The 14,547-nt window shown below is 54.5% G+C and carries 15 protein-coding genes and 1 pseudogene; 8 read left to right on the top strand and 8 right to left on the bottom strand.

Annotation, left to right across the window (positions count from 1 at the left end):
• Window positions 1-168: 168 nt before the first annotated feature.
• On the top strand, window positions 169-1,065 hold the full coding sequence (locus FSY45_RS23375; RefSeq protein ID WP_255443416.1) for a DUF4113 domain-containing protein: 897 nt from the start codon (window positions 169-171) through the stop codon (window positions 1,063-1,065).
• 409 nt (window positions 1,066-1,474) lie between these two features.
• Here the strand turns inward: FSY45_RS23375 and FSY45_RS23370 are convergent, their stop codons facing one another.
• Window positions 1,475-2,758: an RES family NAD+ phosphorylase gene (locus FSY45_RS23370; RefSeq protein WP_242607121.1), complete on the bottom strand. Its 1,284-nt coding sequence runs from the start codon at window positions 2,756-2,758 to the stop codon at window positions 1,475-1,477.
• Window positions 2,759-3,038: 280 nt separating this feature from the next.
• Between FSY45_RS23370 and FSY45_RS23365 the strand changes: the two genes are divergently transcribed.
• The 4 genes and pseudogenes from FSY45_RS23365 (at window position 3,039) to FSY45_RS23350 (ending at window position 7,151) form a co-directional block, all read left to right on the top strand.
• Window positions 3,039-4,031 (top strand): hypothetical protein, encoded by a 993-nt coding sequence (locus FSY45_RS23365; RefSeq protein WP_131324732.1) that lies wholly within the window; start codon window positions 3,039-3,041, stop codon window positions 4,029-4,031.
• A 303-nt stretch (window positions 4,032-4,334) separates the two neighbouring features.
• A pseudogene (locus FSY45_RS23360) lies at window positions 4,335-4,517 on the top strand (PaaI family thioesterase); the annotation flags it as partial.
• Window positions 4,518-4,566: 49 nt separating this feature from the next.
• Window positions 4,567-6,135 carry an ATP-dependent endonuclease gene (locus FSY45_RS23355; RefSeq protein WP_034359181.1) on the top strand — a complete coding sequence of 523 codons (1,569 nt, stop codon included), beginning with the start codon at window positions 4,567-4,569 and terminating at the stop codon, window positions 6,133-6,135.
• Window positions 6,120-7,151, top strand: a complete 1,032-nt coding sequence (locus FSY45_RS23350; protein ID WP_034359183.1) for a hypothetical protein — start codon at window positions 6,120-6,122, stop codon at window positions 7,149-7,151. The genes FSY45_RS23355 and FSY45_RS23350 overlap by 16 nt, the downstream gene beginning before the upstream one ends.
• Window positions 7,152-7,210: 59 nt before the next feature.
• On the opposite strand, the gene FSY45_RS23345 is transcribed toward FSY45_RS23350, so the two are convergent.
• Window positions 7,211-7,681, bottom strand: coding sequence for a hypothetical protein (locus tag FSY45_RS23345; RefSeq protein ID WP_080746213.1), 471 nt, complete (start codon window positions 7,679-7,681; stop codon window positions 7,211-7,213).
• Between the two features lie 380 nt (window positions 7,682-8,061).
• Here FSY45_RS23345 and FSY45_RS23340 point away from each other — a divergent pair, with 380 nt between their 5' ends.
• Window positions 8,062-8,391: a helix-turn-helix domain-containing protein gene (locus FSY45_RS23340; RefSeq protein ID WP_131324734.1), complete on the top strand. Its 330-nt coding sequence runs from the start codon at window positions 8,062-8,064 to the stop codon at window positions 8,389-8,391.
• A 563-nt stretch (window positions 8,392-8,954) separates the two neighbouring features.
• On the opposite strand, the gene FSY45_RS23335 is transcribed toward FSY45_RS23340, so the two are convergent.
• Both FSY45_RS23335 and FSY45_RS23330 read right to left on the bottom strand, forming a co-directional pair.
• The gene (locus FSY45_RS23335) at window positions 8,955-9,509 is read right to left on the bottom strand and encodes a DUF3455 domain-containing protein (RefSeq protein WP_052087162.1); all 555 of its coding nucleotides are present in this window, start codon (window positions 9,507-9,509) and stop codon (window positions 8,955-8,957) included.
• 69 nt (window positions 9,510-9,578) lie between these two features.
• Entirely contained in the window at window positions 9,579-10,172 is a 594-nt protein-coding gene (locus FSY45_RS23330) for a ferritin-like domain-containing protein (protein ID WP_034359881.1), read from the bottom strand.
• Between the two features lie 237 nt (window positions 10,173-10,409).
• Here FSY45_RS23330 and FSY45_RS23325 point away from each other — a divergent pair, with 237 nt between their 5' ends.
• Window positions 10,410-10,985, top strand: a complete 576-nt coding sequence (locus FSY45_RS23325; protein WP_034359879.1) for a sigma-70 family RNA polymerase sigma factor — start codon at window positions 10,410-10,412, stop codon at window positions 10,983-10,985.
• A gap of 18 nt (window positions 10,986-11,003) precedes the next feature.
• Window positions 11,004-11,804, top strand: coding sequence for an anti-sigma factor domain-containing protein (locus FSY45_RS23320; RefSeq protein ID WP_034359877.1), 801 nt, complete (start codon window positions 11,004-11,006; stop codon window positions 11,802-11,804).
• Window positions 11,805-12,242: 438 nt separating this feature from the next.
• Here the strand turns inward: FSY45_RS23320 and FSY45_RS23315 are convergent, their stop codons facing one another.
• The 4 genes from FSY45_RS23315 to FSY45_RS23300 all read right to left on the bottom strand — a co-directional run bounded on the left by FSY45_RS23315 (window position 12,243) and on the right by FSY45_RS23300 (window position 14,359).
• Complete coding sequence (locus tag FSY45_RS23315) at window positions 12,243-12,785, bottom strand: HAD domain-containing protein (protein WP_148748441.1); 543 nt, start codon at window positions 12,783-12,785, stop codon at window positions 12,243-12,245.
• 126 nt (window positions 12,786-12,911) lie between these two features.
• On the bottom strand, window positions 12,912-13,124 hold the full coding sequence (locus FSY45_RS23310) for a transposase (protein WP_131324703.1): 213 nt from the start codon (window positions 13,122-13,124) through the stop codon (window positions 12,912-12,914).
• 410 nt (window positions 13,125-13,534) lie between these two features.
• Window positions 13,535-13,870, bottom strand: coding sequence for a hypothetical protein (locus tag FSY45_RS23305; protein ID WP_131324701.1), 336 nt, complete (start codon window positions 13,868-13,870; stop codon window positions 13,535-13,537).
• Window positions 13,871-13,933: 63 nt separating this feature from the next.
• Complete coding sequence (locus FSY45_RS23300; protein WP_131324699.1) at window positions 13,934-14,359, bottom strand: hypothetical protein; 426 nt, start codon at window positions 14,357-14,359, stop codon at window positions 13,934-13,936.
• Between the last annotated feature and the right edge of the window lie 188 nt (window positions 14,360-14,547).

Genomic DNA, 14,547 nt, shown 5'->3' with positions numbered 1-14,547 from the left:
GATACCTCTACGTACAGAGCTTTCCCTCTAAGTGAAATGCAACACTAGCCATGGTACCTCTTAATCGATAAATCATTCATCGGGGACCTGGACGGCATTCGGGATCTGACGCGTCGCGCCTTTGTCATTCGAGCACGCATCCTGAAATGGACGGGGGTTCCCACCTGCGTGGGCCTGGCCCTCACCAAGACCCTGGCCAAGCTCTGCAACCATGTCGCCAAGAACTCGGAACGCAAGCCGGGCAGCTACCCTGCAGAGCTGCAGCGGGTCTGCAACTGGGCCGAGCTATCCGACCACCTGCGCACTGATATCCTCGGCCGCACTGCCCCAGGCGAGATCTGGGGTGTGGGTCGGCGCATCTCTGCTCAATTGGCTGAACAAGGCGTGCTGACAGCACTGGATCTGGTCAGGATGCCCAACCAAGCTGCACGCGACGGCTGGAGTGTCGTGCTCGAGCGAACTGTGCGCGAGTTGCAGGGCGTGAGTTGCATGCCACTGGAGCTGGCCTCAGCACCCAAGAAACAGATTGCTTGCACACGAAGTTTCGGTCACCCCATCACCACCTTACCCCCACTTATCGAGGCGGTGAGCGAATTTGAAACCAGGGCCGCGGAGAAGCTTCGGGCTGGCGGCTTACGAGTCGGCGCGCTGCATGTTTTTGTGCACACTTCACCATTCAGACCGGGTCGCAGATTCTACGAAACGGCAGTGATCCAGATGCAGCCGCCCACCTCCGACACAAAGGCGCTCGTAAGCGCGGCCGTCCGCGGCTTGGGCCTGATTTATGAGCCTGGCTACCAGCTCTCAAAGGCTGGAGTCATGCTGCAAGACTTGGGCCCTGCGGATATGCAGCAAGGCGACCAACTGTCTGAGGAACCCCGCCGCGATCAAAGCAAGTTGATGGAAGCGATAGACCGAGTGAACGCGCGCTTTGGCAAGGGCACCGTGTATGTGGCCAGCACTGGAGAGCCTGAGCACGATGAAAGCGGCTGGCGCATGCGCCAAGAGCGCCGGACGCCGCGCTACACAACCAAACTGGATGAGATTCCAATAGCGAGAGCATAGGCCTCAAAGCTTGCTATCGGCCAAACCCAGTCGGCAACGATAAGCAGCCTAGTCAGCTACAACCGACACAGACGGTCTGTTCAACAGGAATACACAGGAGCCGTCTTCAACTCCATTGCTCCTCACTTAGCTGACGGCCAGTCTTTCTATGAAAGGGGAAAGAACATCCTTGACGAGCTGGAGACAGCTGAATCGGAAATTGCCGAATCGAGAGCCACCCCTAAGGGAACGCTTCGCCCATCACATTTGGAAGCCCTGCCCTGGCATCAGTCCTTCCTGAGTACCTCCGAATGCTTCCAGAAGTTCTGGTCAACCGGGGGCTAGTGGGTCACTTCTGGGTGGAAATCAACACACAGGCGGTCAATTCGACCGAAATACGCACTACGTTGCCAGTGCCGCTGCAAGTTACCTAGTTCAAATTCAGACGCCTACGCGTCTCGTCGCTCATGAATATGTCGTGGATATGCTGATACTCACGGGCCCGGGTCTCAATCGCCGTGACTTTGTGATACCGGATAGAGCCGTGCACAACCATGACCTTGGTTGGGAGCCTGAACGGGTTGTCCATGTCGACTGCCACTTCAACAGGTACGAGCCCATCGTCAAGTCTGTCTTCATCGGGCTCCGCCGATATAACGTATGCGAGTCGGCTGGCCTCGGGGAACAAGACGACGTTGGTACCCGCCTCGCCCGTCTGCACGGATGGAAAAACCAGGCCGTCGACCTGCCGGCCGAAGCGCATCCGAAGGTACTCGAACACTACCTGGTTGGACAGATAACTCAGCTCATCATTTCGAGCTTTTGGCCTGGACATCTTTTTGACCAGTGAGCCTAGAAATACCTTGAGGTGCAGCGCTTCACGACATCCCACATCCAGCAGCGACAGATCTAGGGGGGCAACCTGGTCCAGCGCTGTGAGGTCAAGCAACTTCAGCTCAGCGACCGGAGTCAGTGCCGCGCTCACTACATGGTCGCCAGTAATGGAGCGGATTTCGCTCAAGCAGGTCTCTCGTTCCAGCGCGCAATAGAGGGCAGAAATGCCATTCGGCGTCATTCTTTGACTGCTTGCCAGAAACCTCGGCGTGGGGCCGAACTCGCCAGCGGGGTCTTTGACTATCTTCTCCGCTTCGCCGAAGCCTTTGGCAAGACGCGCACGGTACATCAAATTTCCATTGGTAATGATCCGGATGGCTTCAGGTTTGAGGCCTTCGTCATCGGCGACCAAGAAAGAGAAAACCGAATCGAGGAAGTCTTTGGCTTGTCCGTTGAAGAAGCGGTGCGTGTACTGCACACCCTCAATGAACTGCTCCCAACGAGCCTCGTAGAGGTTCACCTCCATCGCGTCGTCTTCGCCATAGAAGTGCGTAGGATCGCCCGCATCATCCACCCTGAATTCGCCGGGGACTCCATCCGACAAGTCATCGAAATATGGCTCATCTCCAAGATCAAGCCACTCCGAGAGGACGATGCCGATTTCCGCGATAGGGAATAGTTCGACCCTGGCCCCGTACAACATGCCGAGCTCATAGTCAGAGAGATCATTCTTGCCAGCGATATTCTCCCTGACTCGCTCATAGACATACTCAAATAGCCGCTGGGACTCAATTGCCCTCCCACGTTGGCGGCAATACTTGCAGTCACCTTCCTGCCCATGCGCATCGAACAGCTTCTTGAGGGGGTACCGGCGTAACACACTCAATACAAATCATCATTGCTTCCTGCAAGTTCTTCTTATAAGTGTCTGAGGCTACCGGCTTCGAAGTCTTGGCTGCTCGCGAAAACCAAAAAAGCGGCAACTGACTGCACGGTGTCCTTAAGGTAACCTCTATCAGAAACTATTTGAACTGATATTTTTGGGAGGTGCCGAGCCACTTATTTCCGCAGAATTATCTCTTGTCGCAGCCCTCCAAGCGTTGTGGGACATCCCTCCCCCCGGTCCAGAGAACCTCTGGGGCAGCCGCGAGTTCATCGCAGTGAAGGAACTGCTCATCAAGCACTACCACAACGGAAAATCCACCTTCGGACTGGAAGTTTCCATCGGCAATGCCTTAAGGTCGCTCAGCCTGCCATACTGCACCCCACATCTACCCACGCAGCCCGGGTTGGAGCTGAGCCAGGTGGCCTCCGCACTGGTTCACGAGTTTCAGCGGACCACCATCAGGCGGCGATACCTCTGCCCGCTAGATATGGCCGATGACCTTCCGCCCCTCCAGTTTGGCAATGCGAAGATGGGTCGATTCACCGCTGCTGAACTAGAGTGCTTATTTGATGCGCCTCGCTTGGAGCGCTGCTTTCCGGACATCCGGCTGGATGTCTTGCGTCTGTCCCAATTTCATTGGCTGGTCATTGAGGAAGACGTTTCGGTTCGAGACGAATCGGGCAATCGCCAGTTCTCCTTTCTGCACTTTCACATGAACAAGGATCCAGGTGAGATTGTTCCCCATGGCGGGCGTTTTCCCGCGGTAGTAGAGCGAACGCTGTTCCTCCTGCTTCTGGCGCCATGGGAGGCCTGGTCAGAGATGCCTGAGGTGGACTGGCGAGGCTTCCAGATACCTTGGATCTACACCCTAGACGATGACCTATGTACTTTTCCGGCTCCACCACCTGCGCCCGAGCGCCTGTCGTGGGAGCCATACTGCCAGCAGGTGGACCATGACGAATGGGTGGAATCCGAGCACCCGTTGTCGCTGCGAACCTCCGCAACCGCCGAGGATGTCCGCCAGAATCTGGATAGCTGCTGGGCAAGGCTGCAGATGCCGAACACGCTGAACTCGGACTTGTTCTCTACCCCAGTAGAGCACTTCCTAGTTCGTGCGTTCCTTGCCGATGGCATCGATGAAATGATGGCCCACCTTATAGTGGTCGAAGCCGCCTTTGGTACAGAAGCTGACCACAAGAAAAAACTGCGACTTCCTCTGGCGACCGTCATGCAGAATCGGCAACACGCAGAGTCGCGGCAAGGCTAAGCGCCGCCATAGGCAAACCGGGCGCGGCAAAAGAATACCTGGATCTGTACGACATGCGCTGCACGTACATTCATGGGCGTCATGAAGGCCGCATCATCTCCACCCCACAACGCGTCTTGGCTCGTCGCCTAGCACGCGAAGCGGCAAACGCTCTGGTCGACCTGGCACGAAAGTCGCAGCCTCGCGAATACATCCTGCTCGACCTTCTCAATCAAGGGGGCGCGAATCTCCCACCCAAGTCTTGACCATGCGACCTAGCCATCGGACAGCAATCCACATGAAAGCGAGCCTTGAACGGCAGCTTATGGCACCATCGACCTACATGTGAAGATGCTGCGGCCCGTTCCACAGAAGCAAGAACTGATTAGCGAAGCCCGTGTGGTGCACGTCTCACGCAACATTGCGATCTTAGACGGCACGCTGAAGACTACTGATGGCAAGCTGTTAGCAACGGCGACTGCAACTTGTTTTTTAAATTGGGCGTAGTGAAAGTCGACACTGCCACAGAATAAATATCGAATGAGGGACGGAGCGTATGGGAACGATTCGGCGATTGGTGCTCAAAAATTTCAAGCGTTTCAAAGCGCTTGAACTTGAATTCGATCCGGAGCTAAACATCCTTGTTGGCGGGAACGAAGCAGGAAAGAGCTCGGTGCTTCAGGCGATGGATATTGTGCTGAGTGCCAGTCGCAGCAAGGTCGAAAGCATGGGGCTTGAAGCGCTATTCAACGCTGACTGTATCGCTGAGTTTCTTGCGGGTGCCAGGAAAATCGGCGATCTGCCCGAGTTGCATATCGAGCTCTATTTCGATGATCTTCCTGGTCGTCACGACCTAGATGGAAGGAACAATAGCAAGGGCGTCGACCACCTAGGCATCAAGATGGTGTGCAAGCCAGTCGACGATTTCACAAAGCACATCCAAGCCATCCTTGCGGAAAAGCACGATAACTTTCCATTCGAGTACTACGGAATAAGTTTTCTGACTTTTACGGACGAGGTTGTCTTTCCTTACAAGAAGCCATTGCGGCACCTGCTGATTGACAGCTCACTAATCAACAACGAGCACGCCACGCGCGAGTACACGCGTTCAATGTATGCCGCGCATGCGAGTGTTGCTCAGCGCAACCTGCACGGCTTCGAGTACAGAAAGGCGAAAGCGAAGTTCAAGGATGACGTTTTCAAGTCGATGAACGACGAGCTGGATGCGTACAAGTTCGATGTTAGAACCAGTCCAAAGGCCAGCGTCGAGACCGACATCATCATTACCGAGGACGACATACCGGTGGACAGCAAGGGCAAGGGCCGCCAGTGCTTCATCAAGACGGAGTTCGCGCTGCGTAATCGGGAGCATGCGCTACACGTACTATTGCTGGAGGAGCCGGAGAACCATCTCAGCCAGGTGCATATGCGCAAGTTGATCGAGCGTATCCGTGCCTCCGCCAAGAAGCAGCTTTTTGTGGCCACGCACAGCAGCTTCATCGCTACGCGGCTGAATCTCAGGAAGGTGCTGATTCTTAGTGAAGAACATCCGTCGCGACCAGCCAGCTTGAAGGATCTCAGCCCGGGAACCGCCGAGTTTTTTATGAAGGCGCCCGACAACAACGTCCTGGAGCTAGCCTTGTGCAAAAAGGCGATCCTAGTCGAGGGCGACGCCGAGTTCATCCTGATGGAGGCCCTCTACAAAATCAGTGCCCCGGAGGGCAGTCTGGATGCTGATGGCGTCCATGTGATCTCGGTTGATGGCACAAGCTTCAAGCGCTACCTTGAGCTTGCCAACCTCCTTGGAATCAAGGTGGCGGCGATCCGCGACAACGACAAGGACCATGCGGCCAACTGCGTCGCGAACTACTCGGACCACGTGTCAGCTTCCATCCAAGTCTTTGCGGATCTCGATAACAGCCGCCATACCTTCGAGGTCTGCATGTACAAAGACAATCATGCCGCCTGCGAGGAGCTATTCGCGGCTGGCCGCAAGACCCTGAGCGTCGAAGAATATATGTTGAAGAACAAGACCGACGCTGCATTCCAGCTGCTGGAAAAGAAGGGCTCCGCGCTGATAGCCCCTGGCTACATCCAGCAGGCAGTGACATGGATAAGAGCGTAGTCTTCGCGGTCGCCGGATCAGGCAAGACCACCCGTCTGGTCGTGGCGTTGGATGAGGTGCGACGGTTCTTGCTGGTCACGTATACCGAGGCCAACTACAACAACCTGCGTGCCAAAGTCATTGAACGGTTCGGCTACATGCCGCCCAACATCTCAATCTACACCTACTTCAGGTTCCTGCACAGCTTCTGCTACCGGCCGTTCCTGCGCTCCAAGAAAGACACGCGCGGCATAACGTTCAACGCTCCTGAACGGTTTCCGGTCTACCCTTTGACTCATGACCGACGCTACATGTCACCTGGCCGCTGGCTTTATGCGAACCGGCTAGCTAAGTTCATCGAACAGTCTGGCCTGGTTGATGCGGTGGTGGCCCGCATAGAAAAGTACTTTGACGTCTTCTTCGTCGACGAGGTACAGGACTTCGGCGGGCATGACTTCAACTTCCTATTGAAGATCAGCGCTGCTCAGGTGAGAACGAGTTTCGTTGGCGACTTCCACCAGCACACCTTCGACACGAGCCGCGACGGCAACGTCAATGCCAACCTTCATGCCGACTACGATGCCTACAAGAAGAAGTTCGAGCGAGCTTGCTTGAAGGTCGATACCGACAGTCTCATACGCAGCCGGCGTTGCAGCAAGAGCGTCTGTGACTTCATCACGGAGAAGATCGGTATCAACATACAAGCACATGACGAACGGACGAGTGTCGTTCGCTTCGAAGACGACCCGGCGACGGTGGAAGCCCTCTACCGCGATTCTGGGACGGTCAAGTTGTTCTACAAGGAACATCAGAAATACGATTGCTTCTCCCAAAACTGGGGAGCGTCCAAGGGCATGGACTGCTATGAGGATGTGTGTGTAGTGCTGAACCCGGGCAATGTGAAGGCTTGGAAAGCCGGCAGCTTCCGGGACATCAACCCGGAAACGCGCAACAAACTTTACGTTGCCTGTTCTCGCGCAAGAGGGAATCTGACGTTCATCCCCGAATCCCTGCTGAAGCAATACAAGCGCTCCTGAGTACCTCCACAACACATGCTAAGCGAAGGATTTCAATTTCACGTAGCAGCGGTGTCAACTCAACGCTTATTAACATCCATGGTTGCCACTACAGACCGATTGGCTTGACTGAGACTGTTGAGGTTCACAGCAAAGCCATAGATGTTGTGCAGAGCTAAGACAACGCCACATGATCGCGAATAGCCGCCTTCACAATGCACGACCACGCTCCTGATCTCCGGCGCTAGAGCCCGCACAAATGCATGAATTTTTTTCGCCTGCAGGGGCGAAAAACCATCCTTTATTTTTGCCTTCGCTCGCGCAGAAATCTCCGTATTCAAAAAATCGACGTCGGCAAAGCTCAGCCGCAAAAGCTGGCTAAATCCATGTACTTCTGCAGGAGCTCGCTCAGGAGCAGTGATCGAAATCATCGCCACAGTGCTGAGCGGCGGAAGTTGTTCTGCCACCCTTCTCGAAACAGCTATTGCCTGACGAACGCCTGGTGGCGGTTTGTAGAGAAGATCGATGACCTCTCGCAGGGATTGACGCACTTTTCATCTCCTTGCAGCTTGCATCATGGGCATTCCCTCAGCCCTATCGTCAAGGGCACTTTCCTGCTTCGACGTTAGCCCTTTTGGATCGATAGATCCTGCCGCCTTGGGAGGGCCCTGGGTCAGATCATATTGAGAACTGAATACTCATGGATGCCCAGCCGATTTGGGCATTTGCAACACCACGGCCCGACTACTCAACCCAATGCTCAAGAGTATCTTCGGCCTGGGGTTGCACCAGACGACAGGTCTTGTAGAAAGTCATCTGCACCTCGCCACCTGACAACTCTTTCGCCGCTTTCCCTCAGATAGAAATTTCTCTTTAAATATAATTTAATCAACATAAATACTATTTAAAAGAAATTTAATCCCCATAGCCTATGAAAAAGTCTTCAGACACCGCGATGCTACCCATTGAGGCAGAAGATGCCGCACTGCTCATGGGCAAAAAGATACGAATGGCCCGTCGCATCCGGGAGATGACACAGCAACACCTTGCTGACGCCACTCAGATGTCGTTGAACACGGTCGTGAAGATGGAAGCCGGGCATCCTGGTGTGCAATTCGGCTTCTACCTCAAGGCGCTTTGGGCACTGGAGCTGATTGATGACTTCACCAAGCAGATGGGGATGGTCGGCATCAACGAAACTGAGTTCGCCCTGGTGGAAGCCAACCTGCCAAAAACCGTGCGCAAAAGATCAAAGCGATGAGCGAGATGACGAAGCCAGTGTGGATCTGGCTACCCGGTCAATCCGAGCCGGTACAGGCCGGAACGTTCGCTTTGACCGAGGGGACCAAGCCAGTTGGCACTTTCGTCTAAGACGCGAGTTACCTCGCACGCGTCGACGCACCCCCGCTGGATCATGGGCAGCTCATGCAGCGAAATGTCACGCCCATCATTCGCCAGAAAAAGAATGTCAGGATGCGCAAAGATGTCTTTTCGCACTGAAAAGCTGCTATCCCTCATGCAGGAGGCTCGGTAGCATGCTTGGTTACGACCGGGGCGGCTTGGTAGAGACCAGGGTGAACTGCATCACGCGGCTAGGTGAATAGTTGATGCCATGCACGTTCTAGCGGTCAATGAACCTCACATTCGAGCCGCCATGCTCAATAGGCTCACTGAACGGCGCTGACCTCCGACACTGGCTGTGGGTAGGTCCTGTTTGGTGTTGGCGAAATCTGGCCCGGAGCTGATATACGTAACATCCCCGGTCATTACAAAAAAGCGCACCTCCCAATCGTTGACAGGTGAGGTGCGCTTCTGGTCTTGCCGTCAGACCGCTTTCCAAAAAATATAGTCGGCCTGATATTGCACGATCTGCTTGCTGCCCAGATTCGCAGCTCCGCAGGCCATGCTCGGCGCGACGCCCCCCTTGGTTGCCACACGCTGGATATAGGTCACCCCCTGCATGGCTCCCATGCCGGTGGCAGGATTGGCTTTGACCAGTTGCAGGGGGATATTGCCCGCTCCGGCAGGAGCCACGGCAAGCTGCGTGGCAGTGACCTTTGAGCCGTCGTTATTCTCCCAAGTTGCTGGCGGCCCCCAGTATTTGCCGATGACCGTACCGCTTCGCGTTTGCAGCTTGGCATCAGGGCCTACAAACACCCATTCGTGCTCGGCTGCCATGTCCTTCTTGGCTCGACACTCATAGGTGATCTGGCCAACACCCACGGTCTCCATGGCCACTTTATGTCCTGCGGGCACTTGCACGGTAGCCGGAAGTTCGGCTTGTGAATACATGGAGTGTGAGCCCATGGATGAGCAAGCGCTCAGGCCAAGTGCGAATAGGCACAGAGCGGTCAGCGAAAGTGTGTGTCGGTGCGTCATGATGATTCCCTCAAACAAAGTGAAAAAATGCACTGGGCGAGACCGCCCGGGACTCGGGGCTTCGCCAGGTCAGCCGCCAAACGACAAGGCATTGCTTGGCAAGGGGCGGCCGAGAGCCGAGATCAGAGCCGTGTAGTGCATGGTTTCATCGGCGGCCAGGCGTCCTGCGACCTTGGCCAGGTCACGGTTTTCGAAAACTGGAATGACGCCCAGGTAGGCATTGGTCGCGCCAAGCTCCAGTCTTGCGGCCAGATTGAGCACATCGGCCTGATTCTTGAGGGTTGCGGCCTTGAGAGAGTCGGCATAGGTCTGCATCGAGGCCTCGGCCACCGGCTTTCCGCCCATCTTCTGGATGGTGGCAATCAGAGCGTCACGGTGGGCCTTGTGATGGCTTTGGAACAGCAGGGCCACATCCAGCACGGGCTTTTGCAGCAGGCCGCTGCCGGCACCCAACTGGTAGGCGTTGATGGCCTCATGCTCCAGTCCCAGGGCCACATTGAGGATGGATACATCTTTGGCTGGATCATTACCCATGCCTTGGGCCAGGGCCTCGTTGCCCGCCAGCATGGCGACCGCCACGGCTGACAAAGTGCCGGTGGCGCCAAGAAATCCGCGACGCGAGGCCATGGGCGAGGAATGGCCTTCAAACAGATGGATGCTCATGATGACTCCTGGTTGACTGTGGGGATGTGTCTATCGGTTTTGATGTCCGACGCTTGGAATACGCAGCCTTTTGAGCGGTGGATTCAAGTTTTTGAAAATTTTTTTCAGCCATTTCGCGCGTTGTCCAAATCCAGTGGCTGGGTTGCTGCGTATAGGTGATTACCAGGAACTGCAACATGCCTTGGCAGTTATCCAACAGCACCGCATGAAGCAGGCCCTACTGATCAAAATGGCTGCATGAGCGCCAAAACACCGGACAACCAACTGATGGACTTGATCGACCGCGTAGCAGCCCGGGATGAGGTTGCTCTCAAGCTGCTGTACGACCAGACCGCCTCGCGGCTGTATGGCCTGGCTTTGCGCATACTCGGAAACAAGGAGTGGGCCGAGGATGTGCTGCAAGAGAGCTTTCTGGGAATCTGGCGCAGTGCGGAGAACTACCGGGAGTCGCTCAGCCCGCCCCTGGCCTGGATGGGCATGCTGGTGCGCAGCCGGGCCCTGGACTTTTTGCGTCGACGCAGAGCCGAGCGCCTGCATCTCAATGTATCGATTGAGGACTTTGAGGAGTTGCCCCAGGACAAGGACGCGCAAGGGCCAATGCAGTTGGTGGAAGCAAGTGAACAAGCCGTGGTCTTGCACCAGTGTCTAGAAAAGCTGGAGCAGCCACAGCGCCAGGTGGTGAGTCTGGCCTATTTGAACGATCTAAGTCATAGCGAACTGGCCAGCAGCCTGAAGCTGCCGTTGGGCACGGTCAAGACTTGGATGCGCCGCAGCCTGGAGCAGTTGCGCAAATGCATGGCGCGCCACGTCTGAGTGCCAGGAGTCCACATCATGAATCTGAGCCAAAACCCTGAATTACTTGACCGCTTGGCTGCTTCCTATTCACTGGGAACTTTGCATGGAGGGGCGCGCCGTCGCTTTGAGCAACTGGCACGCGAATATCCTCAGGTGCGTGCGGCAGCCTTGCTGTGGCAAGGCCGCTGGTCGGCCTTCTCCGAAGTACAGGCGCCGGTGCAGCCCGATGCGGTGGTCTGGACACGCATCGCCAATCTGCTGCAGGCCGAAACAGCTAAAGCCAAGTTGGCCCGACAGCGTGAAGCCGCATCGAAGTCGGCATGGCCGACACTCGCATGGTGGCGTGGACTAGCACTGGCAGGCGGCTTGGCCACGGTGGCTGCTATCTCGGTGGGGCTTTGGTCGCATCAAGGACTCAGGGATACCTCGCAGCAGAAATTGTCTGCGTTACAGGCTCAACTCCAGATGGCGCAGGCTGAATTGCAGGCGGCCCCCCAAATTCAATATGTTGCGGTGCTCGCCGATGGCAAGGCTGATGCGTCCATGCTGGTGACCTTCGATCCCCGGCACCAGCAACTGGTATTGCAGCGCGTGAGCGGCTTCAAGGAGGCTGACAACAAGTCTCTGCAATTGTGGGCCTTGCCTCAGCAGGGCGCGCCACGTTCCCTGGGGGTCATGGGTGATGGAAAGCTTGAGCAACTCTCTGCGCAAGAGACCGATGTGAAAGCAATCCCGGCCCTGGCCATCAGCCTGGAGCCTAAAGGCGGCGTACCCAGTTCAACAGGGCCGACTGGCCCGGTGCTATTCAAGGGTGCACTCATTCGCAGGGATCTTTGATTCAGGCCTCTGCAAACACGAAGGAAATCTACTGAGGCAGCTCGAAGCTGTTGAATCTCAAGGGCTACTCCAGGTCGGCCACGCCTATTCGAGAGCCACGAACATGGAGTTTCAAGACCCTTCAGGAGCACTGACGGCGTCTGTTGGCTGGTAACATGAAACCCGACGTTGAGCCATCGACAGCATTGATGCTTGGATGGCTGTTATGGAGCGATTACTGGTAGGTCGCAATGCAGCTACGAGCAGGGAAAAACACTGCATAGCGGTCCTTCAAGCACCAATGCTGGGACTGACCACGAGCAGGTTCAAAGTGTCGCTGTCAGTTGCAACACGAAGGTTAGTGGTGACCATGTAAAGCGGCTCATGAACAGGTTGCCACACCTGAGAAGCTGCGTCGAGTGCACCTCGTGAACCTGAAGGCGGCTGGAGATTACAGCGTCATTGGGCGCAAGTGATCCGCTGTAAACCAAGTCGAACCTGCTCTACAACTGCCGGATCCGCCAGACCTTTTTCAGGATGTGATCTGACAAGCTTGTCACGACACCACGCGGGCCACTGCAGATAGTCATCGTCAATCGCAAGCCAATCGGATGGACGGCGACGGAACACGTCTGCCCAGACCTGCATACCTCGGTAAGCTGATTCGAATTCGGCCCGATTCATCTGACTGTGAAAGGTTGCCCCGATGACCCTCGTGCGTAGCTCAAGAGGCAGACGACGCGCGGCGCCATGGCAGCCGTACTTCATGGCCCAGGAAGTAGACAGAACGATGCGGACTGCGGAATGAGGCTCCAAGAGCTCGACAAGCAGAGGAGCATGTTCGAATAACCTGTCTCCGGAAGATGCGTCTAGGTAGGGTCCTTTTGATGCTGACCAAAGAACATTATGGTGATGCAAAACCCCGTCGAAATCGAGGTAAAGCACCGGCCCGCAACCATACAAACCAAGAGGCTCCGACCTATTGATATCGATTTTCGTCATGGCCAATCTTCTTCAGAAAAGTGCAGTCTTTTAGTAATAAACGACATTCAGGCTCTCAATAATTGAATCTCACCAGCTAAGCTACAGAGCTCTGGCTACTCACAACAGAAATCAACTATGAGCTCCTTAAGCACTTGGCCCATTTCTCACCTCCTTGCCCATTGAATCCACCAGCAAATGCAGCCCTGCTTGACTGAGCCTATACGGGACTTGAACATCCAGACTCAACTGGCGCCTGTACAGCATACTTAAGTCTGGTTCCGGCCAAACAAGGCCAGGTAGCTCGAGTGCTGAATGGAAAAAAGTCCAGTGGCTTGTAGAAGGGGTAAACCAAGACATCTTCTGGTCCAACCAGATCGTCAGGGAGCCATGAGCCTCTTGGGAGGATTTTTACTGCTTCCAGTTGGTATTCGATAAGTTTCTTGAGTGTGGGCTGGATCATTTACCGAGCCTACAGAGAACTGGCTCGGTTTTTACGCAACAACGCCAGCCAAAGCCAAAATAAATTAAAGCATGCAATCAAAAGGACGCTGGAAAGATATGTAATTTCATTGAACACTTCCTGCAGGAATTTTTAACGTTCTGGTGCATTGCGAGGACGGCTATTCCCGCTCAACATCTGTTGTTCTGGCTCTGCAACATCTCTATGAATTGGAAGCTGATACGGAAACACTAAAACGAGAAAAATTCTCTATGCTATCGCATTTAAGGAAAAAAGATCTCCACCTAAATCTAGATTTATATTAACTCTATTTATTTAATCCACAGATGAAGTGATCCTTTAACTTACTCATAATCCACGAGTTTTCGTCCGCAGTTAGTCCCCAAGGCTTTTGGGACAGCGAGTGTGCAACTGCTTTAAGAAGCGCCTCCCAAGAATGCGATGGTTCCTTTTTTTTCTCACAATAGGCCACAAGCTGATCTACAAGATCAGCGCAGACATCATAACGTTGATAAATCTCATCTTCATCAGGCTGGTCAAGATAGTAACGACCATCAATTTTGAGAACACTTAATTTTGGCTGTGCGCCAGAAAGTGCGCTGAAACTATGCTGCCTCGGAAAATCTGATGGTGCTTTTTTCATTATTTAGATCTGTCTGAAAGTGTAGTTTCCAAATTCAGCGTGCATAGCTCCTGTAGTCACAACTCACACGTCACCTCTAAGAATATTTTTGAAATTCTCAATAAGCGTTTCATAACCAGAGTGATTAGGAATTCCTTGACGACGAAACACGATTTCTGCATCCACATATGAATGGAACACCTTAAGCCCTTCGTCGATATACCGCTCCTCAAGTAATTCCGGCGATGTAGGACGAAAATTTGCTAGGGACGGGTGTCTCCACAAGAGCGCGAAAACCATTGCTACAGGGGCAAGGGCATTTCGACCTAGGTTACCTCTCAACAATGAGACGCTGTCGAACCCCTGCAAATTTGGAAGGCTTTGCGCGAGCGCAGCAAGCTCTACTAGCGTGAAATTTGCAAGAGGCCGATGCAGCCAATCTGTCGCTTGCATTTTTAGTAGAACCTCTGTGTAGGTTAGACCAACGGGAGCCTCTGCTGTTGTTGACATCTATGTATTTCTCTATGAACTCAAGGCTAGTTGATAGCTTCGGAGAAGCCGAGCTAGCAGCTGGAGTGCTCCCCGTATTTGAGGACAGGAACCCTCACGTAATTTAACGGGTTGCCATGGCCTTTCGGCGGAACTCGCGTGGCGAGTGATACCGCAGGGCGCTATGGGGGTGGTGCTCGTTGTAGTGC

Source organism: Comamonas sp. Z1, from assembly GCF_008121555.1.
GTDB lineage: Bacteria > Pseudomonadota > Gammaproteobacteria > Burkholderiales > Burkholderiaceae_C > Comamonas > Comamonas thiooxydans.
Note: the sequence above shows the minus strand (reverse complement) of the source record. Positions and strands in the feature narration are given on the sequence as shown.

Coding starts and splice junctions, on each gene's coding strand:
- FSY45_RS23315 (WP_148748441.1), bottom strand. CDS start 12,785: ATGACGAAAATCGATATCAATAGGTCGGAGCCTCTTGGTTTGTATGGT.
- FSY45_RS23340 (WP_131324734.1), top strand. CDS start 8,062: ATGAAAAAGTCTTCAGACACCGCGATGCTACCCATTGAGGCAGAAGAT.
- FSY45_RS23330 (WP_034359881.1), bottom strand. CDS start 10,172: ATGAGCATCCATCTGTTTGAAGGCCATTCCTCGCCCATGGCCTCGCGT.
- FSY45_RS23320 (WP_034359877.1), top strand. CDS start 11,004: ATGAATCTGAGCCAAAACCCTGAATTACTTGACCGCTTGGCTGCTTCC.
- FSY45_RS23305 (WP_131324701.1), bottom strand. CDS start 13,870: ATGAAAAAAGCACCATCAGATTTTCCGAGGCAGCATAGTTTCAGCGCA.
- FSY45_RS23300 (WP_131324699.1), bottom strand. CDS start 14,359: ATGTCAACAACAGCAGAGGCTCCCGTTGGTCTAACCTACACAGAGGTT.
- FSY45_RS23350 (WP_034359183.1), top strand. CDS start 6,120: ATGGATAAGAGCGTAGTCTTCGCGGTCGCCGGATCAGGCAAGACCACC.
- FSY45_RS23335 (WP_052087162.1), bottom strand. CDS start 9,509: ATGACGCACCGACACACACTTTCGCTGACCGCTCTGTGCCTATTCGCA.
- FSY45_RS23325 (WP_034359879.1), top strand. CDS start 10,410: ATGAGCGCCAAAACACCGGACAACCAACTGATGGACTTGATCGACCGC.
- FSY45_RS23310 (WP_131324703.1), bottom strand. CDS start 13,124: ATGTCTTGGTTTACCCCTTCTACAAGCCACTGGACTTTTTTCCATTCA.
- FSY45_RS23355 (WP_034359181.1), top strand. CDS start 4,567: ATGGGAACGATTCGGCGATTGGTGCTCAAAAATTTCAAGCGTTTCAAA.